Annotated in this window: 19 protein-coding genes; 9 read left to right on the top strand and 10 right to left on the bottom strand. The window is 46.5% G+C overall.

Features of this window, described 5'->3' with window-relative positions; genetic code table 11:
* Positions 1–35: 35 nt before the first annotated feature.
* From AB3G73_RS00095 to AB3G73_RS00085, 3 genes are all read right to left on the bottom strand, one after another.
* Complete coding sequence (locus tag AB3G73_RS00095) at positions 36–1,544, bottom strand: TolC family protein (protein ID WP_234069374.1); 1,509 nt, start codon at positions 1,542–1,544, stop codon at positions 36–38.
* A gap of 137 nt (positions 1,545–1,681) precedes the next feature.
* Entirely contained in the window at positions 1,682–5,416 is a 3,735-nt protein-coding gene (locus AB3G73_RS00090; RefSeq protein WP_044300816.1) for an efflux RND transporter permease subunit, read from the bottom strand.
* Positions 5,417–5,612: 196 nt separating this feature from the next.
* Complete coding sequence (locus tag AB3G73_RS00085; protein WP_032531627.1) at positions 5,613–5,996, bottom strand: hypothetical protein; 384 nt, start codon at positions 5,994–5,996, stop codon at positions 5,613–5,615.
* Between the two features lie 137 nt (positions 5,997–6,133).
* Between AB3G73_RS00085 and AB3G73_RS00080 the strand changes: the two genes are divergently transcribed.
* Both AB3G73_RS00080 and AB3G73_RS00075 read left to right on the top strand, forming a co-directional pair.
* The gene (locus tag AB3G73_RS00080; protein WP_044300815.1) at positions 6,134–7,111 is read left to right on the top strand and encodes a lytic transglycosylase domain-containing protein; all 978 of its coding nucleotides are present in this window, start codon (positions 6,134–6,136) and stop codon (positions 7,109–7,111) included.
* Between the two features lie 37 nt (positions 7,112–7,148).
* Complete coding sequence (locus AB3G73_RS00075) at positions 7,149–8,048, top strand: ion transporter (protein ID WP_234069159.1); 900 nt, start codon at positions 7,149–7,151, stop codon at positions 8,046–8,048.
* Here AB3G73_RS00075 and AB3G73_RS00070 read toward each other — a convergent pair.
* Together AB3G73_RS00070 and AB3G73_RS00065 are read right to left on the bottom strand one after the other, a co-directional pair.
* Positions 8,038–13,911, bottom strand: coding sequence for a DUF3320 domain-containing protein (locus tag AB3G73_RS00070; RefSeq protein WP_234069161.1), 5,874 nt, complete (start codon positions 13,909–13,911; stop codon positions 8,038–8,040). The genes AB3G73_RS00075 and AB3G73_RS00070 overlap by 11 nt on opposite strands.
* Before the next feature lie 118 nt (positions 13,912–14,029).
* Positions 14,030–14,401, bottom strand: coding sequence for a DUF2809 domain-containing protein (locus tag AB3G73_RS00065; RefSeq protein WP_234069162.1), 372 nt, complete (start codon positions 14,399–14,401; stop codon positions 14,030–14,032).
* A gap of 149 nt (positions 14,402–14,550) precedes the next feature.
* On the opposite strand from AB3G73_RS00065, the gene AB3G73_RS00060 reads away from it, so the two are divergent.
* Entirely contained in the window at positions 14,551–15,219 is a 669-nt protein-coding gene (locus AB3G73_RS00060) for an MgtC/SapB family protein (protein WP_032531631.1), read from the top strand.
* A gap of 2 nt (positions 15,220–15,221) precedes the next feature.
* Here AB3G73_RS00060 and AB3G73_RS00055 read toward each other — a convergent pair whose 3' ends face one another.
* From AB3G73_RS00055 to AB3G73_RS00045, 3 genes are read right to left on the bottom strand one after another with little or no spacing between them, the layout of a single operon-like run.
* Complete coding sequence (locus AB3G73_RS00055) at positions 15,222–15,995, bottom strand: TIGR03915 family putative DNA repair protein (RefSeq protein WP_220654409.1); 774 nt, start codon at positions 15,993–15,995, stop codon at positions 15,222–15,224.
* A gap of 7 nt (positions 15,996–16,002) precedes the next feature.
* A complete protein-coding gene (locus AB3G73_RS00050; protein WP_234069164.1) occupies positions 16,003–17,268 on the bottom strand; it encodes a putative DNA modification/repair radical SAM protein in 1,266 nt (421 codons plus the stop codon).
* Positions 17,265–18,164, bottom strand: a complete 900-nt coding sequence (locus AB3G73_RS00045; protein WP_044300812.1) for a YafY family protein — start codon at positions 18,162–18,164, stop codon at positions 17,265–17,267. The genes AB3G73_RS00050 and AB3G73_RS00045 overlap by 4 nt, the downstream gene beginning before the upstream one ends.
* Before the next feature lie 171 nt (positions 18,165–18,335).
* Here AB3G73_RS00045 and msrB point away from each other — a divergent pair, with 171 nt between their 5' ends.
* A complete protein-coding gene (gene msrB, locus AB3G73_RS00040) occupies positions 18,336–19,424 on the top strand; it encodes a peptide-methionine (R)-S-oxide reductase MsrB (protein WP_005808092.1) in 1,089 nt (362 codons plus the stop codon).
* Positions 19,425–19,564: 140 nt separating this feature from the next.
* On the opposite strand, the gene AB3G73_RS00035 is transcribed toward msrB, so the two are convergent.
* On the bottom strand, positions 19,565–19,741 hold the full coding sequence (locus AB3G73_RS00035) for a histone H1 (protein WP_005780999.1): 177 nt from the start codon (positions 19,739–19,741) through the stop codon (positions 19,565–19,567).
* Between the two features lie 148 nt (positions 19,742–19,889).
* On the opposite strand from AB3G73_RS00035, the gene AB3G73_RS00030 reads away from it, so the two are divergent.
* From AB3G73_RS00030 to AB3G73_RS00010, 5 genes are all read left to right on the top strand, one after another.
* Positions 19,890–20,531: a helix-turn-helix domain-containing protein gene (locus AB3G73_RS00030; protein ID WP_005781000.1), complete on the top strand. Its 642-nt coding sequence runs from the start codon at positions 19,890–19,892 to the stop codon at positions 20,529–20,531.
* Positions 20,532–20,691: 160 nt separating this feature from the next.
* Entirely contained in the window at positions 20,692–20,817 is a 126-nt protein-coding gene (locus AB3G73_RS00025) for a hypothetical protein (protein ID WP_005781001.1), read from the top strand.
* 7 nt (positions 20,818–20,824) lie between these two features.
* Complete coding sequence (locus AB3G73_RS00020; protein ID WP_005808095.1) at positions 20,825–22,204, top strand: sodium:alanine symporter family protein; 1,380 nt, start codon at positions 20,825–20,827, stop codon at positions 22,202–22,204.
* Between the two features lie 101 nt (positions 22,205–22,305).
* Positions 22,306–22,944 carry a hypothetical protein gene (locus tag AB3G73_RS00015; RefSeq protein WP_005781003.1) on the top strand — a complete coding sequence of 213 codons (639 nt, stop codon included), beginning with the start codon at positions 22,306–22,308 and terminating at the stop codon, positions 22,942–22,944.
* A gap of 133 nt (positions 22,945–23,077) precedes the next feature.
* Positions 23,078–25,177 (top strand): KamA family radical SAM protein, encoded by a 2,100-nt coding sequence (locus AB3G73_RS00010; RefSeq protein WP_032539521.1) that lies wholly within the window; start codon positions 23,078–23,080, stop codon positions 25,175–25,177.
* A gap of 149 nt (positions 25,178–25,326) precedes the next feature.
* On the opposite strand, the gene AB3G73_RS00005 is transcribed toward AB3G73_RS00010, so the two are convergent.
* On the bottom strand, positions 25,327–25,672 hold a 346-nt coding region (locus AB3G73_RS00005; protein ID WP_367741534.1), incomplete at its 5' end, for a solute carrier family 23 protein.

Raw genomic sequence — 25,672 nt, 5'->3', positions numbered from 1 at the left:
TGGTTATCTTTTTTAGTGGTTCTATATCTATATTATCAGCGGGCTATTAGCTTTTCCATAGCCGCTACCATAGTATTATAAGCCGCTATAGCTTCACTTTTTTTCAGTTTATAATCAAGCATCTGGCGTTCCACCTGGATGACGTCAGTCAACGACTGACGCCCGGCGGAAAATTCACGTACCATCAGCTGCCACGTGGAAAGTGACAAAGAGTACTGCTGTTCGTAGAGCAACACTTTACGGGCAGCATCATCAAGTTGCTGACGGACATTTATATATTCGGCCTGCAACTGGTTTTGTATATTGTCACGCTTCAATTCACTTGCCACGCGGTAATTATGGCTCTCCCGTTGTTGTGCATTGTATTTACGTCGGAACAAAGGAAGACTGATTTTTAACATCGGCATTACCATATCCTTACCATTCATGTCGGGCATCCCCATGGGATCGGCCACCTTGTTGACCAAAGAGTATTGCAGTCCGATACCGATCATAGGATAACTCATACGACGCTCCATTTTTGCTTTGGCACGAAAAGCTTCACCTTCTGCCTCAAGCATAGTAATCATAGGATTATGTGTAAGAATGCTGTCGATCAGAATATGCTCATCTATGCGGTAGAAACGCTGTGTCAAAGAGTCAGGTACATGGACAGGAACATCAGACGGCCGGTTGAGCAGGGCATTAAAGCGAGCCTCAGCAGTCAGACGGGCGGACTGAAGAGTGGCAAGGTTATCTTCCAGTTCTGCACGTTCCATCTGGATACGAAGAACATCGGACATGCTACCGGTAGCAGTACTCCCCATCGATCCTCCACCCATACCAGACATGCCACCTGAAGAAGTACCGATTGAAGTTCCAGAAGCGATGGCAGACGCCGCATTTCCCATTCCTCCCATACCGGCCATGTCGTTACCGGAAGCTGACGCAAGTGGCATCGAGGAAATCGATTTAGCAGAAGAAGAAGAAGATGAGACAGACAAAGAGGTTGCCTGTGCCGACGAAGCAGAAAAACGATTCAGCGCCAATTGTTCAAGCTGACAGAGAAGATGAATATTAGTCTTCATCGTGCGATATTGCTCATTGAGGTTACAGAGCTGATACCACTGGGCTTTGACCTCATACCAAAGGTTGTTGCGAGTATTACGAAACTGTTCATAGGCCATACGTGCCATCTCGGAAGCCTCACCACGGGCTGCTTTACGGGTACCGAACCAAGGGAACATTTGCATCAAGGTGAAGTCGGCCACCTGTTTACCCATCAAGGTTTCCATGGGTTTGATAAAAAGGCCGATCTCTAATTCGGGATCGGAAAAGGCACCTGCCTGAGGAATCTTCTCCAATGAAGCTTTATAGAGCATGAAGTCCGCATTTACTTGCGGATTATTGCGGGCAGCCTGTTCCAGATAAACCGACAAGCTGTCGACCGGTTGCTGTCCTTCGGTAGGTGAAGCGGATTGCCGCGCAGAAACGGGAATAACAGCGGGACAAAGCAAAATATTAATTGCTATGACCAATGGATATTTATATTTTCTGTTCATTATTATATGATCGTTTACTTATGAAATACTATTATGCAAAAAGGTGAGACTTACCCGGGGGGTATATAGCCCCCATATGTGGGGAGTATACGGACCCCATATGCGAGGGGTACTCAGCCCCTATATATTATGGGGGGATACTACTCACCGTATGCTCCTTTCCGTTTCTTCTCCCGTCTACGCTCCACCGCCTCACGCCACCAGCATTGCAGCACCGGAACCACAAACATCGTCATCGACTGTATCAGCATCCCCCCAAACGTCGGGATAGCCATCGGAACCATGATATCCGCCCCTTTTCCGGTGGATGTCAGCACGGGAAGCAGCGCGATCAGCGTCGTCGCCGTTGTCATCGCCGCAGGGCGGACACGCTTCAATCCGGCCTCGACCACCGCCTCACGGATATCGTGTCGGGTCCTCGGGTCACGCTCCAGAAAGACGTGATGGATGTACGTCCCCATCAGCACCCCGTCGTCCGTAGCCACGCCGAAGAGGGCGATGAAGCCCACCCAGACCGCCACGCTGAGGTTGATGGGGTGCATCTGGAAGAGATCCCGCATGTTCTCACCGGCGATGCTGAAATTCATGAACCACGGTTGCCCGTAGAGCCACAGCAAGATGAACCCGCCCGCGAAGGCGACAAACACGCCGGAGAAATGGATCAGCGAAGCCGTCACCGTGCGGAACTGGAAGTAGAGCACCAGCAACACGATGAGCAGCGCCAGCGGGACGACAATCATCAGCCTGTCCGTAGCACGCTGCTGCTGCTCGTAGTTCCCGGCAAACTTATACGAGACGCCCTTGGGCAGCACCAGTTCGCCGCTCTTCACCTTGGCGTCGAGCATCGCCCCCGCCTCGTGCACCACGTCCACCTCGGCACGGCCGGAGAGCTTGTCGAAGATGACGTAGCCCACCAGGAACGTGTTTTCGCTCTGGATCATCTGCGCGCCGCGCGAATATTCGATGTCCGCCAACTCCTTGAGCGGCACTTGCGCCCCGGTGGCGGTGGGAACGAGCAGCATCGAGAGCGCCTCCGGACTGTCGCGCAGCTCACGGGCATAGCGCAGCCGGATGGGGAAACGCTCGCGGCCTTCCACCGTGCGGGTGAGCGCCATCCCTCCCACGGCAGCTCCGAGCACCTCTTGCAGGTCACCTACCGCTACACCGTAGCGTGCCATTGACTCCCGGTTGAGCTTAATCTCGAGGTAAGGAGCGCCCACCGCCCGGTCGTAGAACACGGACGAGGGGATGACGGACGGAGACGACTTCAATGCCTGTTCGATCAGCTTACCCCCCTGCTCGATGTCCTCCAGCGTGGGGCCATACACCTTCACCCCCATCGGCGCCCGCATGCCTGTGGAGAGCATCACGAGCCGCGCCTCGATGGGTTGTAGCTTCGGCGCCGAAGTCAGCCCCGGCAGGTGGGTGACGTTGACAATCTGTTGCCAGATGTCGTTGGCGTTCTTGATCTCCGGCCGCCACTGGCGGAAATAGTCGCCCCGGGGGTCGGCCACCAGGCTGTCGGCAGGCAAGAGGCGGAAACCGTCGGCAGGATTATACGTGCCCCCGTCCTTCAACACGAACGCCCCGTCCCCGTCCACCCGGAAACGTGCCCGCCGCCCGTCCTCGTCGAGGATATATTCGGGACGGTAGTTGATCGTATTCTCGAACATCTGCACCGGCGCCGGGTCGAGGGCGGAGTTCACCCGCCCCCACTTGCCGATGGCCGTCTCCACCTCCGGGATGGCGGCCAGGCGCTTGTCGAGTTTCTCCACATAGTCCAGGTTCTGCTCGATGCCCGCATGCGGCATGCTGGTAGGCATCAGCAGGAAAGAGCCTTCGTTCAGGCTCGGCATGAACTCCTGCCCGACGCCCCGCCAGATGAAGAACCCGCAGACAACCGTCGCCACGGGGATCATCATAAACTTCCAACGGTTGGCCAGGCACCAGCGCAGGATGCGCTCGTAGAAGATGACCAGCGCCCAGAGCATCGCCAGGATGATAGCCACGCAACCGGCCACGAAGAGCACGTTCACCGTTAGCCCCCGCGCCGGGCCCATCGGCAACCACTCTTCGGAGAGGTAGAAGAGCGCCACGAGCAGGGCGATGGCGATGTTGACGTAGTTGGCTATCTTCGAATTCTTCCAGCGCCCCGCCAGCAGATTGTTCACCCCTACCGCCGTCAGCCCCAGAGCGGGGATGCTGCCGTAGATAGAGCACAGCGCGACGCCCATCCCGATCAGCACGTAATTCATCCCCCGCCGGATCATCTTCGAGTCGATCCGCACCGAGAAGAGGAAATAAGCCAGTGTCGGCAACAGGATCAGCCCCAGCACGAAAGCCGAAGCCAGCGCGTACGTCTTGGTGTAAGCCAACGGCGAAAACATCTTCCCCTCCTGCGCCTGCATGGCAAACACGGGCAGGAAACTGACAATCGTCGTAATCATCGCCGTAGCGATTGCCCCCGACACCTCGCTCACCGCCTTGTATATCAGTCCAGCCAGCGCCTTCCCCTTCGTAATCCCCCGGTTCTCCGGCATCTCCATATACCGGATGATGCTCTCGACGAACACCACCCCCACGTCCACCATCACCCCGATGGCGATGGCGATACCGGACAGAGCCACGATGTTCGCCTCAATCCCCGTGTACCGCATCAATATAAATGTAGCCAGCACCGCGATGGGCAGCATGCTCGCAATCACCACCGACGCCCGCAGGTTGAGCACCAGCACGATAATCACGATGATACAGATCAGTATCTCGTGCGAAAGGCTCGACTCCAGCGTGCCGATCGTCTCCTTGATCAGTCCCGTCCGATCGTAGAAGGGGACGACGGTCACCTTCGATACCGTCCCGTCCGCCAGCGTCTTTTGCGGCAGACCGGCATCCATCTCATGAATCTTCTCCTTCACGTTGTCGATCACTTCCAGTGGGTTCGACCCGTAGCGGGCAATCACCACGCCGCCCACGGCCTCCACACCTTCCTTGTCCAGTCCGCCGCGCCTCGTGCCCGGCCCGATGTTCACGAAAGCGATATCGGAAATGCGCACCGGCACCCCCTCCCGGACGGTGACGACGGTGTTCTCGATGTCCGCCACATTCTTCACGTAACCCAGCCCACGGATCAGGTATTCCACCTTGTTCACCTCCATCGTCTCGGCGCCGATGTCGAGGTTGCTCTTCTTCACGGCGTTCATCACGTCCATCACCGACACGTTGAACGAGTACATCGCGTCTGGGTTCAGCTCTATCTGGTACTCCTTGACAAACCCGCCCGCGGATGCTACTTCGGACACGCCCGCGGCGGCGGACAGGGAGTACTTCACATAAAAGTCCTGTATCGTCCGCAGTTCCTCGGCGTTCCAGCCTCCGGTGGGTCGTCCCGTTTTCGGGTCGCGCCCCTCCAGCGTGTACCAGTAGATTTGCCCCAGCGCCGTAGCGTCCGGGCCCAGCGTAGGCTGCACGTCCTCGGGCAGCGTGCCCGGCGGCAACGAATTCAGTTTCTCCAGGATGCGCGAACGGCTCCAGTAGAACTCGATATCATCCTCAAAGATGATGTAGATAAACGACATCCCGAACATGGACGAGCTACGGATGGTTTTCACCCCCGGTATGCCCAGCAGCGAGGTGGTGAGCGGGTATGTAATCTGGTCTTGGATGTCCTTGGGCGAACGTCCCATCCATTCCGTGGCCACAATCTGCTGGTTATCACCGATGTCGGGGATGGCATCCACCGGGATCGGGTTTCTCGGCACGATGCCCCCATGCCAGTTGAAGGGTGCGGTAGAGACTCCCCAGACCACGACCAGCGCCAGCAGGAGCATGGTTATTACCCTGTTTTCGAGGAAATAACGGATTATTTTGTTGATCATATAGAAAGATATTTATTGTATAATAGTAAACACTTGGAATGCCCAAAAGGATATGGGAATCCCTGACAGAATGTCCCAGAGAATAGGATATTCCCTAATGAAATGCATCAAAAGGGTATACCAATTCCTGTCCCACATTGAAAATCAGAGGGGAATAACTTCTTTTCTTCTCTCCGGAAAGGAAGTAAAGTGAATACTAAATCAAATAAGTACAATGATAAACAAACAGAGGAACTCCCGTTTGCTTGGGTGGAGAATCAAAAGCAATAAAACTCTGGCAGGTATCTTCCACCTCCAACGACAGAAATCCTGCATAGAGCACCGGTAACAGTTCTGTCACCACAGGTACCAGGTTCGTCACCACCACATGGTTCACGTCCTGATCTACCGCCAGCTTGATGTAATGTGCCTCATCCTTACAACAATCCGAAGTCTTCTTCTGTCCACACATGGTGCAAGCAGATGCACTCCCCCATTCCACATCTGCCATACGGCCCATGCAGTAATGAACGTTGACTGTAATGCCTGATGACACCACAGCATATAATAACGTAAGGATGATTAATATGAACTTCTTCATGTGCGTTTTTGAGGTTGCGAAAATAAGTATCGGGATCGACACTTCCGAGCCCCGTTACATATAATTAACGTATGAATATCCTTTTTGGTTTAATCCTTTTGGTTATCTTTACCCCACCAACTAATAAAAAAACTGTCATGAAACATATATCTATCAACTATATCTTCACTACTGCCCTCGCCTTGGGCGCCGGTATCAGTATTCCTGTCCTCGTGGGGAGCACTTGCCTCAGCGAGCAACATTCTGTACAATCGGAAGTACCATACTGTGTCACTCCGCCTACCGTCCCCGAACAAGCAATCTTCGATGGCGACACCATCGACCTCCGTCGTTACGACCGACGTGAACGCATGGACCGTGAAATGATGTCGTTCACTTATATGCACTCCACCACCATGCTGATGTTGAAACGCGCCAACCGCTACTTCCCCATCATCGAACCACTATTGAAAGCCAACGGTATCCCCGACGACTTCAAATATCTGATGGTGATAGAAAGCAGTCTCAACCCTATCGCACGCTCCCCGGCAGGTGCCGCCGGCCTGTGGCAATTTATGCCCGCCACCGCCCGCGAATTCGGTCTCGAAGTCAACGATAACGTAGACGAACGCTACCACATCGAGAAAGCCACTGCAGCCGCCTGTCGCTATTTTAAGCAGGCTTATGCCAAATATGGTGACTGGATGGCCGTTTCCGCTGCCTATAATGCCGGACAGGGACGCATTTCTTCGCAACTGGACAAGCAGCTGGCTGATCATGCCATGGACCTCTGGCTGGTAGAAGAGACTTCCCGCTATATGTTCCGCCTGCTGGCCGTGAAAGAGGTATTCGGCAACCCGCAACGCTTTGGCTTCTTGTTGAAACGGGAGCATCTCTATCCCGTCATTCCTTACAAAGAAGTGACGATAAATACCGAAATCAGTGACCTGAGCGACTTTGCACAGAAACAAGGCATCACCTATGCCCAATTACGTGACGCTAATCCCTGGTTACGCGGCTCTTCACTGAAAAACAAAACCGGAAAGAAATACGTTATCCATATACCCACACAAGAAGGTATGAATTATGACCCGAAAAAGACCGTTCCATACGAACGGAAATGGGTAATTGATTAATAATTGACTCTGGCAGTTACATTAACATATTAACACATTGAAAAGTGATTCTTGGCTCTATCGTTTTCTGCACAACCAGGCTCTGAAGCGTAAGTTGTACGTCATTATTTTCGAATCCGACACCCCCGCAGGGAAGGCATTCGATGTAGCCCTTATCATATGTATCCTATTGAGTATTCTGCTCGCCATTATCGAAAGCCTGCAAGGTCTTCCTTCCTGGCTTTCGACTCCGTTCATCGTACTCGAATACCTTTTTACGGCTTTCTTCACTTTTGAATACGTCACCCGTATTTACTGTTCGCCTCAACCACGGAAATACATCTTCAGTTTTTTCGGTATCATCGACCTGCTCGCTACGTTACCGCTCTATCTTGCCTTCTTTCTGCCCGGTGCGCGTTACTTGCTTATCATCCGTGCTTTCCGCATCATACGGGTATTCCGTGTCTTCAAGCTCTTTAACTTCTGGCTTGAAGGCGAACGATTGCTCACCTCACTCAAAGAAAGTAGTAAAAAGATAGCCGTTTTTTTTCTCTTTGTCGTCATCCTCGTCGTCGCCATCGGTACGCTGATGTACATGATCGAGGGAACTCAGCCCAATACACAATTCAATAACATCCCGAACAGTATTTACTGGGCCATCGTCACCATGACCACCGTCGGTTATGGAGACATTACCCCCGCTACCGCCCTCGGCAAATTCCTATCCGCCTGCGTTATGCTGATCGGCTACACTATTATTGCCGTACCCACAGGTATCGTCTCTGTATCTATGATGAAGGAGTACAAAAAACTTAAAGATTTGCAATGTCCCAACTGTCACAAAACGGGGCATGAAGAGAATGCAACATATTGTAAATATTGCGGACATAAACTAAAAAACGAAGAAACGCCCCAACAAGAATCCCAGACTAACGGACCGCGCCGGACTACTTCATAAGTATCTTGTCACCTTCAATTTTAGCCTCTTCCCTGTCCAACAACATCTGGACCCCCCTACGCATAGCAGTCTCCACATTCAGTCCGAAACGAGCATAACCTAATAACTGGGCAGTTATTTTCATTAAGTCAGTCAAAGGTAAAGCTATTTGTTGTTCCAATATACTCAGAGCTGCATTGGCCACCTCACGTGGAGGTAAATCTGCCACCTCACGTTTGGAATCAATACGAAATTTAGTATATGCCTCTGCTTCCTCTTTCGTATTCCAATAAAAAGTCAGTCCGTCAACTTCTTGCTTGTAATAAGGGGTTCTACTCAATATATCATCCATCCAGGCAATCAAACGGGCTGTTTTACGAAGAATTCCATAAGCACTGAAAATTCTGTTACTCAACAATGAACGACTGATAGGCGCTTCTGTATGCATAATTTCATCCAACTGTTTTCTGATACGGGGTTCTCGTCGAGGCATCATAAAGTCCCAGGAAGAAAGATTCACTGAAACCAAAGAAGCTGTTTCATAGATCTCCGATTCCACAGACTTTACTCCCTCCCGAATCACCTGTTCCGGAACGTTTACCAAACAAGGTTGTGCACTACATAGCAATCCGGCTTTCTGTCCTTGATTCAATACAGGAACAGGAAGAGAAACCGATGCCGGAATCTCCGATTTACTGCAACGTGCTTTCTCCAATTCTCCCTCTATACGGTCAATCACTTTTTGAGAATTTTCCCACCAGTCCATTGTCCATACCTTACAGATATTCCATCCCAGCATCTTCAAGACACTGCTTTGCACAATTTCCCGATCCCGGGCAGTTTTCGCAGCCCGATAATTTTCACCGTCACACAAAATTCCGAGCAAATAACGGGAAGAATTATCCGGATCGACAACACCTACATCTACCCGGAATCCGGAACATCCGATTTTAGTTTTTACCTGATACCCCCTCTCACGAAGCTTTGAGGCCACCAGTGTACCGATATCAATACTCTCGGACGCCATTGCATTAGAGTGATTCAAAACACCGGTGCCTTTACCGGCATATTCGAGGAAGTATTTCAAACCTGCCACTCCTACGGAAGATGTTTTTTTCAGGTCAATCTGATCAGCCTTTAATGTAGAAAAGACTTTCATCTCATACCGGGCACGAGATACCGCTACATTCAAACGACGTTCACCACCATCACGGTTCAGCGGACCAAAATTAAGGCTGACCCGTCCGTTGATATCCGGACCATAACCTACTGAAAACAAAATGACATCCCGTTCATCTCCCTGTACATTCTCCAGATTCTTAATGAAAACAGGTTCTTCACGGTTAAAAGCAAGATTCTCCAAATCGGCATTTTGCATAACAACATCCGACAACATATCTTCAATCAGAGTCTGCTGTACAGAACTGAATGTTACCACTCCAATACTTTGACGACTCAGCTTCGGATCGGAAAGCCTACGAACAATCTCGTCGACTACAGCCTGTGCCTCAGCTTGATTCTGCCGGCTTTTTCCTTTATCATAATATCCCTCAACAGATACCAGCGTAACTTTTGCAGCCAGATCGTCAGGAGACGGAAAAGTCAACAATTTATTATCATAATACTGTGAATTACTAAAAGCAATCAGGCTCTCATGTTTACTGCGATAATGCCATAACAAATATTTGGAAGGCATAGACAAAGCCAGACAATCATCCAGGATACTTTCCAGATCTTCCATCTCGATATGCTCTTCATCTACAGAGTTGCTGGTGAAGAAACTGGTTGGCGGCATCTGCTTCGGGTCACCTACAACGACCACATGGTTTCCACGGGCAATGGCACCAACAGCTTCGCATGTAGGCATTTGGGAAGCTTCATCAAATACAACCAAATCGAACTTATCATGGTTCACATCGATATATTGCGCTACAGACATAGGACTCATCAGCATACATGGGCACATGCGTGGCAATAAATTAGGGATAGAATCAAACAGTTTACGGATAGGTACCCCACGCCCATTACTACGGATACACTTCTGCAAAATTCCCACTTCCGAACTTTGGGCAGCCGCATACACAAACGATGGAATGTTAGAAGCCAATTTTGCATAAAGTTCTTTCTTTATCAATTCCTGATACTGTTCATTCAGTTCACGAAAACGGAGAATGCTGTCATTGAACAACTCTCCACTAAAGAACTGCAGTACCTGTTCCGTACCAATGGCATATTCCGTAAAACTACGATAAAATCCTTTCAAGTAAATATTCATCATCCGTTCGGTAGGCAGGTTACACTCCGTATACGCTGTAAATACAGACTCCAAGCCACAAGCTTCGAACCGACGGGACACATTCAGCCAACGATACCAGTCCTTCAATTTATCCGTGTTCTTTGCCCAAATTTCACACTGATGTAACGCTCCCGCCAGCCAATTGTCTTCACTGACATGAAGCACCTCTTTGGAAATACCCAGCAGTTGCAGCATCGATTCCTCCAATTGCTTTTCACGTTCCCAGTCCTGTACCACTCCCTCAAGTTGTTCCTTGTTCATTTGCCGGAATGAAGAATAGCCTTCTGAAAGCTGTTCTGCCAACTTCTCCTTAACCAAGCGTACTGATGACGCATCTTCGGCTAATCCCATCAACAATCTGTTCAACTGAAGCAGTCCCTCACTCATCGCTTCTATATCAGCCCACTGCTCTTCGCCTGAATGGGCCTTAGCACCAAACAAATTCTGCAGCCAACTGCTTTTGCTGTCCACTTCCTGCTTTTCTTGCTGATAAGAAAGCAATTGCTGCAATACCGGAAGTACCTGTTCTTTGCCTATACGCCCTTGCAACGAAAAGAGAGACATCTCTTTACAGAACTTACGTTGCTTCAGCCAACGGGGAAGGAACCAACTTTGTGTAATCTCTTTCCACTCCGCCAACTTTTGCTGTGCTGGAAAAGTAAAAAAAGCATCTTCAAACGATTGTTTCAGCAAACTGTAGACAGCATCCCTTTTTCGCCCATGTTCAATGATACGGCGTATCTTTTCAACATTCTCATTTGGCTCGGTCATCAATACCAAATTGGCAGTCATCCCCGGAAGTTGCATTAAGATACGAATAAACCGAACCAGACTCTCCAACAACTTCTCCGTATATTTATTACCTATTCCATATATTGAAAAGCACTTTTCCACCTTTTTCTCCATCACCTGTAAAAGAGTTATATACTCTTTCAAAAGCTTATCCGTTTCTTCTTTCAGTTGCGAAGAGTACTCCTTTATATTAATTCCGGTGAGGGGATGATGATAAGAATGTCCGCTTACTTTTCCAACTCCCACCAATTCTTCCACAGCATGGTTCCACTCGTTCAACCGTTCTTTGGTCAATGTGGTAAGCAGAAAAGCGGGTATCATTATTTCTTCTTTTTCGTCAATAGAACTGTAACGTGTGACCGCTTCATAAACGGAAATACCGCAAGGATATACCCGGTGCAGCGCCTCTACATATCCATTGATCTGCTGACGCATTTTAAACAGTCTCTCCGACTCTTCCTTAAACTCTTCCGGTTCTTTATACCGGAAAATCTCTGTTGACTCTTTTAACTGTCTGAGCACATCTGTTTTACGTGCTTTATTGGAATGTAATTCCAGACAAAAAGGAGCCAAGCCAATATTTGTAAGCCTTTTTTGTACCACAGAAAGTGCAGCCATCTTTTCGGCCACAAACAACACCCGTTTGCCTTGATACAATGCATTGGCTATAATGTTCGTAATGGTTTGCGACTTACCGGTTCCGGGGGGGCCGTGTAAAATGAAACTCTTTTCACTCACAGCTTCATAAACCGCTTCAAGCTGCGATGAATCCGCACTGACAGGCAGAGCAATATCAGCAGGCGTCAAAGTGTGGTCCAGCTCTATGGCACTGGCATCGACATCTGCAACCTCCCACTCCATTTTACCACTCATCAGGCTCCCGACTATCTTATTTTTACTTAACTCTTCAGCATTTGAATGAATGTCATTCCACATAATGAACTTACTGAACGAAAAAGTACCCAAAATAGCCTGTTCTTCCACATCCCAGCGTTTCTCATTCATCACTGCCTTCCTGAAAATAGAAAAGACACGTTTCACATCGGCACCATTCTCATCTTTCGGCAACGATTCGAGTCCGGAAATAGTAATGCCGAAGTTTTGTCTCAGCATCTCCAACAGAGTGATATTGAGCATACTCTCTTCTTCACGGGCACGGATGATGTACCCTTTGGACACAGACTTGCGAATCATCTCAACAGGAAGCAGCAAGATAGGTGCATAGCGGGGACGCTCACTATGTTCGGTTTCATACCATCTCAACAAGCCCAGAGCAAGATATAAGGTGTTTGCCCCATTCTCCTCCAGAGCTACTCTGGAAGAACGGTATAAATAAGTAAGCGACTTTTTCAGATCCTGTTCGTTCAAATAGGTTCTCAATCTTTTCTGTGTCAATTCCTGCTTAATCAAACCGAGCATCGGATCAGATTCCGTCAAAGCTCCATAAAGTCCGAAATCATACAATGGATTATCCCAGTCAGAGGGTTTGCCCAAGATCTGAAATTCCGTTCCGTCAGAAAAAGCATCCTCCATCTTATCCACATCCGCCGAAATCACCTGAAGAGCATTTCGGGTAATGCGAAGGTTCAGAAAATTATTACGGAGACTCAAGTCCAATAACTTTCTCTCCCATAAAAGTTGTTTGGTGACTTCCACGTAACAGTCCTGATTTCCCCAATCATATTGCTTAATCTCTTCCGGGGCATTGCTGTAACTGACGTGCGACTCGTCTTCCGGTGTCTGAATCATCTCCGGATTTACGCTCCATGCTTTCCCATGCATTATCCTCTGAGGCAAAGGCAGGATATGGGCAAAACGGCTACGTGCCACATCAATAAAACAAATAAAATCGTTCACCGCTAACATTTTACCATTAGCCAATCCGACTGCTGCATCGAAAGTCACATTTTTTCCATCGTTCATGCAGGTAGCTTCCAGCAAAATAATTTCGTTGATCCCGTCTGCAGTTCGTTTTGTCAACAGCGAAGGATCATCATTCACCGCATCAGGAAATGTTCCGTCAATCAGCCAGCATCCCACCAAAGCATGTCCCTGAATAACCACCAGTAATGGATGCAATCCCATAGCTTCGGCACACGAAGCATACAATAAGGACATATCCAGGCAAGTTCCCAATTTGCCGGAAAGCACATTATCCGAAAGTCTGATTCTCTGCCCGGCATCTCCAAAACTGGCAGGAGGTGTACAATAAGCAATGTGCTGCTCCTTAACAGCCTCGTACAAAGCAGCTAATTGTATCTTTACCCTATTAGGATTACAACTCTGATAAGCATCCAACGAGGAGCTACCTGACCACTCTTTCAGAATGGATGCTGTACGAGAAATAATTCCTGTAAGTATGGGATGATTGGGGACCACAAACGCCGACAAAAGTTCGGGCAACACCTGAATACCTCCCCACTGATCGAAGGCCAATATATCAATGGGATATTTACTTTGGAAGACTACTTCTTCATCACAAGAAACAATCAGTCCGATAGCACCGGAAAAACGTTCGGTTTGCCGAATGAAAAAAGAAGGATCCAAAAGTAGGTTCAATGTGGTTATTTTGATCATTTCACCTGGAGATAACCTTTCTATCATCACAGGTGAAGCTGCTGCAAACTCAGGCTCAAAAATCAAAGATACCTTTAAATCCGCAAGTGGATGTTCCGTATTATTTTTGATAGAAAACAACCGTACAACAGGTATCCGGTTTTGCTGCATGGAATAATTGACGACAGGCAAATAAATAAACTCCACATCCAATTTGGAAGAAGGATTCTCTTGACTCATGACAAACAAGATTAATTAGTTCACATTCAAACAATAACATGCAGCAAAATTACATAATAATTTATAAACGAAGCCTACTTATTTCAAAGAATTTACAAAACAAGCAGAAAAACTGTTCTTATTTTCCTTTCTTACCCCAAAAACGTTCCACCAACAGAACAAATACATATCCGCCGGCATAACTGACTATATCTTTCAAATCGAAAGTAGCCCCAAGTATAATACGGGTAACAGAGTTCGTTATTCCCAACACATCGACTAACTGGAAGTACTGAAGAACCTCAATAAAACAGGCAAAAGCAAATACATAGAAAGGTAATTGAGATAAACCTTTCGGAATAAAAATCCGTATAAAGCAATAAATCAACACAACAACCAATGCATCACCCATATAAGGACGTACAAAACGATCGTGAACATACATACCGATTATGATTTCAACTGCCAATATTATAGCAAAGCCAATCAAATAAAAAAGTCTTTTATTCATTGTGTGTTTTAAGTTTTATGCAGTACTGAATATATAGTCTTTCCGAAAGAAATAATCTTTTAGCTGCGAATATACGTTATTTCTAAAAACAATCGTATCTTTAGGTTACGAATAAATTATTGGAATAAAGACAGAAAGGAGATTTTCGTATAATGTTGAACTTCGATTTTGTATTAAGATTATTGGTTGCCGGCATCTTGGGTGCCGTCATCGGTCTGGATAGAGAATACCGTGCCAAGGAAGCCGGCTATCGCACACACTTCCTGGTTTCACTGGGAAGTGCACTGATAATGATCGTTTCCCAATATGGCTTTCAAGAGATAATAAAAGAGGATAGTGTTACACTCGACCCAAGTCGTGTAGCGGCGCAGGTAGTAAGTGGCATTGGCTTCATCGGTGCCGGAACAATTATCTTCCAAAAGCAGATAGTGCGGGGACTGACCACAGCGGCCGGTATCTGGGCGACAGCGGGAATCGGCCTGGCAGTAGGTGCGGGCATGTACGTTATAGGCATTGCCGCCATGGTACTGACTCTCGTGGGTCTTGAAGTATTAAGCTACTTGTTCAAAAGTATAGGGATGAAAAGTTCAATGATTACATTCTCCACCGACAATAAACAAGTATTGAAAGGAATAGCGGACCGTTTTAACTCCAAGGATTATCTGATAGTGTCGTATCAGATGGATAAGCAAGAACACGGAGGAATAGAAACTTATCAGGTGACTATGGTCATTAAGTCCAAACGGAACAATGACGAAGGTCATTTATTATCATTGATACAGGAGTTTCCCGAGGTGACAGTAGAACGGATTGAATAAGGTCATTTCTGTTTCTCAGTGATATACTTCCAATAACGTACCGGCATATCTTGCTTGTGTTTCCGGGGATTCAGCCTCTCTCTGATCGTGATAGATTTAAAATAAGTCTTCCAAAGCTGCTGAAACAGTTTTTCGTCTTTATCCATCAGACTTTCGTCGAGCATACCGGTAACCAGGTGGGCGGCTGGGGTATCCTGATCAAACGTCACCTCTTCCACTGTATGCAGGTCATAATAAAACCCATAACGCCGTTTCATATCATAAATCAGCCACCGCTGATCGGCAAACCGATCTTTAAAGTGAGCAACCGTCAATGGTAATGCGTTGTGCTGAGGTTCAAAAGCAGCAAAGAAAGTGCCATCCGCTGCTTTCTGAAAGCGAACGAACTGCAACATACGCAGCCGCTCCCAATCCACTCGTTTCCATATCCTGGAAAGGGCAAGTACATCCGGATCACCAAAATTCGTTTCAATGGATACAGGGGAATCAATGGCTTTACGGATGTACCGGAACAGGAGTAAACCCACCTCGGGCAATTCCGACAGCCAACACCAGGTAATGGCCGAAAGTGCAGACACCGATACTTTTTTTTGCAATCCCCGCCAGACACGTCCTGCCTTTTCGTCATCGGTAATAACCGTAAAAACTTCATCATAAAAAAGTGGCAACGCCTCCCCATCCGTAAGTAAAACATCGGGGAAAGTCTTGCGGTAATAAGCATCAAATACTGCTGTCAACAAGCCATCAAGCGTTTTATCGTAAATAAAAAGAGTCATAACAATCTCAATCGGAAAAAACAAACGACAACTGATTTTCATCCGTCTTTTTCCTAACAGGCTTAGGCAACAACAGGCTGCGTACGGTCTGTGGCGTCATCTCATTCACTGTCCGTATAGGCAATTCACTGCAAGTAATAAAGTATTGTGCTTTTTTCATGACCACACCTATCTTTTTAAGTTGATAATATCCCAACTTTGAGTAGCGGCGAGAAGCAACAATCAATTTAGCTGATTTCACTCCTATTCCCGGAACACGGAGTATCATTTCATAATCCGCTCTATTGATATCGACAGGAAACTGTTCCGGATGACGCAACGCCCAAGACAACTTGGGATCTATCTCCAAATCAAGATCGGGATAAGCGTCATCCACAATTTCATCAACCTTAAACTGATAAAAACGCATCAGCCAATCCGCCTGATAAAGGCGGTTTTCGCGTACCAGAGGAGGTTGCTTAAGTGCCGGCAAACGGGTATCGTATGTATTCACTGATACATAACCGGAGTAATAAACCCGTTTCATCGTAGGGCGTTGGTAAAGAGCCGAAGAGAGAAAAAGGATATCCTTATCAGTTTCGGCTGTGGCACCGACAATCATTTGTGTACTCTGCCCTGCCGGAGCAAAACGAGGAGCATAGCGAAACTTTTTCCGTTCTTCACTACTCTCCAGTACCCCTTGCTGGATATAAAGCATCGGTGCAAACACGCTCTTATGATCTTTTTCCGGAGCCAGCAGTTTCAGATTCTCTTCTTTAGGTATCTCCACATTCACACTCAGGCGGTCGGCATAACGCCCGGCTTCATTCACCAGTTCACGGCTGGCTCCGGGAATGCTTTTCAAGTGGATATATCCATTAAAACGGTGCACTTCACGCAAATCTTTTGCCACACGTACCAGACGCTCCATGGTATAGTCAGGGTTACGCACCACACCAGAGCTTAAAAACAGTCCTTCAATATAATTCCGGCGATAAAACTCAATCGTCAGATCTACCAGTTCGGATACGGAAAGCGTAGCTCTGGGCAAGTCGTTACTTCTCCGATTGATGCAATAAGCACAATCATATATACAATAGTTGGTGAGCATCACCTTTAATAGCGAAATGCAGCGACCGTCTTCCGCAAAACTATGGCAGATGCCCCAGCCTCCCACAGTATTGCCCAACATGCCGGGTTTGTTGGAGCGCACCGTACCACTGGAAGCACAAGAAACATCATACTTGGCCGACTCTGCCAGTATCTTCAGTTTTTCAAGTACATTCGCATTCATAAGTGATAAAGGGTTTGCATATTTCTTATCTCATCTTTTATCGTATCCCTTAATGACCGGGGCTCCAACACCTCCAATGCCGCTCCCTTAGACAACAACTCCTGTACAAAATCATACGTATGTGATATATACAACTCAAAATCAACGTAATTCTCGGTAACAGCAATTTCCTTCTGACTGGAATGTAAAGGAAGGTTTCTCAGATATGGTGCCTGCGAAATTGTGGCTCTAAGTACTGTGCGCTGAGGAACCAGACTCTCATCTCGAATGATACCAAAACTATTGCGAAAATGATCTTGGGGAGTGAATTTACGCGGAAAACTGAAAGTATCTTCTGAAAGGCTGATCTCCCTGACCCGGTCGAGAGAATAAGAACGGAAAGCCTTATATTCCCGATTCACTCCTATCAGGTACCAACGGTGCCGAAAAAGTTTCAGGAAATAAGGTTCAAGCAATACACTCTTGGATTGCTCCCAATTATATGCCTGATATTCCATAACAAGCACATTCCCGCTACGCATAGCATTGATAATGGTATCCATAAATTGTATTCCTGAAGGAACTTCTTCAAACACAATCCGGTTCTTCATATCTACATTTTCTTGCAGTACATTGTTTAATGAAAAACTATTCAGTAACCACATCTTCAACTTATCGCCCAACATACCCTCGGCATCTGCTATATAATAGGTATTATCCCGCTTATCGCATTCAATGTTGATGTCGAACATCTCCTCGATAGCTTGTCGATGGTTGTGGAAAGTCCGCAAAGGAATATCCACACGGCTACCGTCTCCCGCCCGCCAGCGACGGTTGATTTCGGCGAATGTCACAGGTCCGTTCCGAAAGATCGTATCCACCAGCCAAATTAGTTTATTGAATTGTTGTTTTGCCATACTGAACTCTTTTTCTGCTGCAAAGCAAGAGAATGTTTATGCCAAAAGTAAGCACAATCCCTTGAAAGAACAAAAGATAATCTCTTTTTAACCACTTTATGGAAGGATACAACAGTTCTTAATAATCAGAAATTGATGTTCATTTGTTATTTATAAAAGAGACCAAGGATTATGAAAAAGAAGTTCACTATATTTGTCGTGCTGTTGGCAGGTATCATTTATACCGGCTATGCACAAGGCGTACAATGGATTTATCAACAAAAACAGGAGAAAAAAAGTATGAAAAATCAGAGTGAGATATATTTTGCGGGCGGCTGCTTTTGGGGAACTGAACATTTCCTGAAACAAATCAGAGGAGTAAAGTCAACCCAGACCGGATATGCCAATGGAAACATTGCCAACCCAACCTATCAACAGGTATGTACAGGGAAAACCAATTTTGCGGAAACCGTTAAAGTGGACTATAACCCACAAGAAGTGTCACTGAAACTTCTGATTGACCTGTTTTTTAAAACGATTGATCCCACAAGCCTGAACCGGCAGGGAAATGACCGTGGAACACAATACCGCACCGGTATCTATTATACGGACGAAGCAGATCTGCCTGCAATCCGGAGCGCCATCGGTGAATTGGCCAAAGAATACTCTAAACCTATTATAGTGGAAGTGAAGCCTTTGTCCAATTTCTATAAAGCAGAGGAATACCATCAGGATTATCTGGATAAGAATCCCGGAGGATACTGCCACATAAATCCGGCACTCTTTGAATTGGCAAAGAAGGCCAATGCACAGGGTGCCGAAACACCACAGGCAAGTTATAAAAAGCCGGATGATGCCACACTTCGCAACAAGCTGACAGCCGAACAATATGCCGTCACACAAAAGAATGCAACCGAACCAGCCTTCCATAACGAATACTGGAATGAAAAACGAGATGGCATCTACGTAGATATCACCACCGGAGAGCCCCTTTTTATTTCAACAGATAAGTTCGATTCCGGATGTGGTTGGCCCAGCTTCACCAAACCGATCGAAAAAGAGTCAGTGAAAGAAAAGACGGATACATCACACGGAATGGTGCGGACGGAGGTACGGAGTAAAACGGGAGACGCACATCTGGGACATGTTTTCACCGATGGTCCCAAAGACAAAGGAGGATTGCGCTATTGTATCAACAGTGCATCCTTACGCTTCATCCCCAAAGAGAAAATGCAGGAAGAAGGATATGGAGAATACTTGAAACTTTTACCTCAGAAATAAAAGAGGAAACAGTATCTGCAAAAAAAGAGGATACCTGCTAATTTACTATTTCTGCCAATAGATACAAGCTTAGTTTCTGTAAAATAAAAAAGCCGGTCACAAAACTGAGACCGGCTTTTCATTTTCTTCTATTCGTAAGATTACTTCTTTGATTCTTCTAAAGATACTTTACGGAATTCTTTCATTGCTTTTTCGATTTCCAATGAAGCTTTACGGGCACGAGTTCCTGCAGCTTTGTTACCATTTTCGATCTGAGCATTTGCATCTTTGTTGAACTCAGCTACCAAAGTAGCAATCTTTTCTACTAATTCTTTCATAATCCTTATTTATTTCTTCGTTAATAATGATGGGCAAAAATACATCCTTTCCCGAAATAAACGCATAAAAACGATATTTTTTTTGAAATTATCGGCTAAAAATCGGCAAAAAAATGAGGTTTAGTCTTTTTTATCTACTTTTGCAAGCATGAAACCGCTTACAGATACTGATTACATACACGCATTGATAGCCGAAGGGGAGCATCAGCAACAAGACTTTAAATTTGAAATATCCGATGCCCGCAAGATTGCTAAAACGCTGTCGGCCTTTGCCAACACCGATGGAGGACGGTTGTTGATCGGAGTAAAAGACAATGGGAAAATTGCCGGTGTACGTTCGGACGAAGAAAAATACATGATAGAAGCAGCTGCCCAACTTTACTGTCAGCCGAAAGTGCATTATTCCATGCAAACATTTCACGTCGAGGGACGTTCTGTATTAGTCGTACAAATAGAGGAAAGTGAGAACAAGCCTGTTTATGCCAAGGATGAAACCGGTAAACCACTGGCATATATCCGCATTAAAGACGAGAATATCCTGGCTACTCCGGTACATCTGCGCATTTGGCAGCAAAGTGGAAATCCGGCAGGTGAACTGATCCAATATACCGAGCGAGAACAGTTATTACTCGACTTACTGGAAAAAAATACCTCACTCTCACTGAATCGCTATTGCCGGCAAGCAGGTATTTCCCGACGAGCCGCAGAGCATTTATTGGCTAAGTTGATCCGGTTCGACATTGTGGAACCAATATTCGAAAACCACAAATTCTACTTCCGACTGAAATAGAAGGGGGGGGCCGGAGAATACGGTGTTTTGACGCGCACCCTAAGGGAGAGCATCTGCTGCCTTGAATGCCAGTTCCATTTACATGCCGAGGTAAATGCTTTTACATACCGAGGTAAATGGATTTACATGCCGAGGTAAATGCTTTTACACGCCGAAGTAAATGGATTTACATACCGAGGAAAAAGCAGGTAAATATAATCTGCTGATTATCAACATTATTAAAACGATGGTTCAACTACGTATCGGCCGGATGAACCATAGAACAATGCACCGATGGTTTAATTAACAAAGATATGGATCTGATTAACGATATATTATGGACCTACATCCTTATCGCAATGCTGTTGGGGTGCGCCGTTTGGTTCACGCTTAAAACCCGTTTCGTACAATTCCGGATGATTGGCGAAATGGTACGTCTTCTGAAAGATTCCGGCGGAAAAGAGGAGAACGGAGAAAAACATATTTCTTCATTCCAGGCTTTCGCCATATCACTGGCAAGTCGTGTCGGGACAGGAAATCTTGCAGGCGTAGCTACAGCTATTGCCGTAGGCGGACCGGGTGCGATATTCTGGATGTGGATCATTGCCTTGTTAGGAGCATCAAGTGCTTTTGTCGAATCTACCCTTGCACAGTTATATAAAGAAAAAGGAAAGGAATCATTTATAGGAGGTCCTGCTTATTACATGAAGAAGGGATTGAAGAAGCCATGGATGGGAATTCTTTTTGCCATACTAATTACCATTACTTTCGGTTTCGCTTTCAATTCGGTACAGAGTAATACCATTTGTGCGGCCGTAGAGCATGCATTCGGCATCAACCACATACCGATGGGAATCATCCTGACCGGACTCACTTTATTGATCATCTTCGGAGGCATCCAGCGCATCGCCAAAGTAAGCAGCATCATTGTCCCCATTATGGCACTGGGATATGTAGGGCTGGCACTGGCCATTGTACTCCTGAACATCACGCATCTGCCAGGTGTTATCGAAACCATCATCAGTCATGCTTTTGGTTGGCAACAAGCTTTGGGAGGCGGTATGGGAGCTGCTCTGATGCAAGGCATCAAACGGGGCCTGTTCAGCAATGAAGCCGGTATGGGTTCCGCACCCAATGCAGCCGCCACAGCATACGTGTCACATCCCGTCAAGCAGGGCCTGATCCAGACTTTAGGAGTTTTTACAGATACACTTATCATCTGTTCGTGTACGGCATTTATCATTCTTTTCAGTGGTGCTCCGCTCGACGGTTCGACCAATGGAGTGCAACTTACCCAGCATGCACTGAACAATGAAATAGGGAGCCTCGGAGGTATTTTTGTGGCAATCGCTCTCTTCTTTTTTGCGTTCAGCAGTATCATTGGAAATTATTATTACGGTGAAGCAAACATCCGCTATCTTACCCACAGGAGATGGGTGGTATACCTCTACCGGATATTGGTAGGCGCCATGGTATGGGTAGGTGCCATGTCCACACTCGACTTCGTATGGGGACTGGCAGATATTACCATGGGATTAATGGCTGTCTGCAACCTGATAGCAATTTCCTTCCTCGGAAAATATGCTTTCCGCTTATTGCAGGACTATCGTGAACAGAAGAAAGCGGGCATCCAAAGTCCGGTATTCACCAAAAACAAAATGAAAGACATAGAGCAGGACATCGAATGTTGGTAAAGTACCTCAAAAAGAATAGATGTTATCCATATAATCTGTAGCAATTTAACAAGTTATTTAGTAAATTTGCAGCCTCAATCTATAAATTGACCAAATGACTTATGAGCATATTCGCTAACTTATTCAAGAAACAAGCCGACGCTGACGCAAAAGTAGTGGGCAATGTCGAAGACTTCGTATCACTGACACGTGTATATTTTCAATCTGTAATTGCAGTAAATTTGGGTATCACAAATATCCGCTTCCTGCCGGATGTAGCCAACTTCAAACGTTTGTTCAAAGTAGCCACGCAAGGAGGTAAGTTAGGATTAGCCGAGAAATCGGCATCCCGCAAGATGCTGATGCAGGATTACGGCATCAGTGAATCATTCTTTAAAGAGATAGACACATCTATCAAAAAAAACTGCCGTACGCAAAACGATGTACAAGCATACCTTTTCATGTATCAGGGATTCTCAAGCGACCTGATGATGCTGATGGGCAACCTGATGCAATGGAAATTCCGTATGCCGGCCCTATTTAAAAAGGCCCTGCGCTCCATGACAGAAAAAACAGTACATGATGTATGTACCAAAACGGTATGGAAAGCAGATGACGTACACAAAACGGCAGCGGCTGTACGTCAATACAAAGAACGTCTCGGATTCTCGGAACAATGGATGTCAGAGTACGTTTATAACATTGTCTTGTTGGCTAAAAAGGAGCCTAAACACAAGGACGAAGAAGCAAAAACAAAATGAAAAGCTGAATGTTATTAAACAAAAAAGAATCGTAAAGAATAGCACGAATAGCAAAGCGGAGGTTTTCTACCTCCGCTTTTTTTATTATATTTATGCAAATATTTCAATTTTAACAACTTAAAAACAATCGCGTATGAAACAAAAGAAAATGCTTTCACTCACACTTTCCCAAATCCATCAACTATACTGTCAGGAGTTACCCGAACTCACAGCAATGGCCCGGCAAAGTCTTGATGACACAGACTTTAAAAGCCACCTGCAAGAGTTCCTTGCTTCTCACATATCCGGAGGGAACAAAGCGGGTGAGCAAATTCGACTCCTTATCAACTACGACGGAAAGACAGTTCATGAATTGTCTAACGAACAGGATATGCAAATACAGACCTTATCCCTTCTCCGACGCTTCTTGACCGGGAATCTGGAAAATGCAGAAATGCCTACTGACTTGTTCCTGGATCTGTATAACCTCTTCAAAAGACTGGAGGACCCGGAAATGCCCCTACCCTCTCCGCAACGAATCAAAAACAGAACCGAACGCTGGGCCACCGGACTGGACGAAGACGTGATAGAGCTACGCACCGAAAACAAAGAACGAATGCTGCATCTGCTGATACAGAAAATAGAGAACCGGAAATCAAAGCCATCCTCCCGGTTCCACTTTGAAGAAGGATTGAGTTATGAGGAGAAATACCATCAGGTCTGCCGGTGGTGGGATGATTTCCGCTTCCACCTTTCGATGGCTATCAAAACTCCTGCCGAACTCAACCGCTTCCTCGGAAATTCTCTTTCCAGCGAAACAATGTATTTATTGTCCAGAGCCCGTAAAAAAGGGATGCCTTTCTTCGCCACGCCCTATTATCTTTCTTTGCTCAACACCAACGGCGAAGGATACAATGACGAAGCTATCCGAAGCTACATCCTCTATTCACCCCGTTTGGTGGAAACCTACGGCAATATCCGTGCCTGGGAGCGCGAAGATATTGTAGAAGCCGGAAAACCGAACGCTGCGGGATGGCTATTGCCGGACGGGCATAACATTCACCGTCGCTATCCGGAGGTAGCTATCCTGATTCCCGATACAATGGGACGTGCCTGCGGAGGACTGTGCGCTTCATGTCAACGTATGTACGACTTCCAAAGCGAACGACTGAATTTTGAATTCGACGCGCTCCGCCCTAAAGAAAGTTGGGATAAGAAACTACGCAGGTTGATGACTTATTTTGAAGAAGACACCCAGTTACGAGATATATTGATTACCGGAGGAGATGCTCTGATGAGTCAGAACAAGACTTTGCGAAACATTCTTGAAGCCGTATATCGCATGGCCGCACGAAAACGAAAAGCAAACCAAGAACGTCCGGAAGGAGAAAAATACGCTGAATTACAGCGTGTCCGTTTAGGATCGAGATTACTGGCTTACCTGCCTATGCGCATCAATGACGAACTGATAGAGATTCTGAGAGAATTCAAAGAAAAAGCCTCTGCCATCGGAATGAAGCAATTTATAATTCAAACCCACTTCCAGAGCCCGTTGGAGGTGACACCACAAACCCGGGAAGCCATCCGGAAAATCCTTTCCGCCGGATGGCTTATCACTAATCAGCTCGTATATACCGTGGCAGCATCCCGACGAGGACATACCACAAGGCTACGCCAAGTGCTCAACTCGCTGGGAGTGGTCTGTTACTATACCTTCTCTGTCAAAGGATTCAATGAAAATTATGCTGTATTCACACCTAACAGCCGGTCGATGCAGGAACAGCATGAGGAAAAAACATTTGGTAAACTAACTCCGGAACAAGCTGACGAACTATATTCTCTTCTCGAAACAGGTGAAGACACAGCCGCCCGTATACGCCGTTTCATGAAGAAACACCATCTACCGTTCATGGCTACAGACCGAAGCGTACTCAATCTGCCTGCTATCGGCAAGAGCATGACATTCAACCTGGTGGGAATCACCGAAGAAGGTAAACGCATCCTTCGCTTTGACCATGACAGTACCCGACGCCACAGTTCTATTATTGACAAGTTGGGGAAAATATATATCGTGGAAAATAAATCGCTCGCAGCTTATTTAAGGCAATTAAGCAAAATGGGGGAAGATCCGGAAGACTATGCCAGCATCTGGAGCTATACGGAAGGAGAAACAGAGCCCCGCTTCAAACTATATGAATATCCGGAATTTGAATTCCACACAACAGACCGGATGAGTAATCTGGAAGTATTATAAACGATAAACGAGGGTGTGTCGAAACTTCTTTCACCACGGAGTAACACAGAGTATCACAGAGTCTTTTTATTGATAATCAACAACCTAAAATCGTCTCTATGTTACTCTGTGTACTCTGTGGTGAGTTTTGACACAGTCCCGTTCATCATTCATCGTTCTTCTTCCTCTTTCACCCGAATTACGATATTTGCTATAATCGCAGTCAAGCCACCGGTAGTGATGCCTGACGAAAAGATACTGCGGATAGCTTCGGGAGCCTGACTCAATACATCAGGCATCAATTCCACTCCCAGCCCTAATGAAAGACTGACAGCCAGCACCAATGTCTCCTTACGTCCGATGTTTTGTGACGAAACGATGCGGATTCCGGCTGCTGCCACTGTTCCGAACATCAGCAAAGTAGCTCCGCCCAACACCGGGTCCGGCATCAACGAAAAAACAGCTCCTACAATCGGGAATAATCCTAAAAGAATCAGCATTGCCGCTATATAGTCG

This window comes from Bacteroides sp. L008, from assembly GCF_040812255.1.
Taxonomy (GTDB): Bacteria; Bacteroidota; Bacteroidia; order Bacteroidales; family Bacteroidaceae; genus Bacteroides; species Bacteroides vicugnae.
This window is presented reverse-complemented; position numbering and strand designations above follow the sequence as displayed.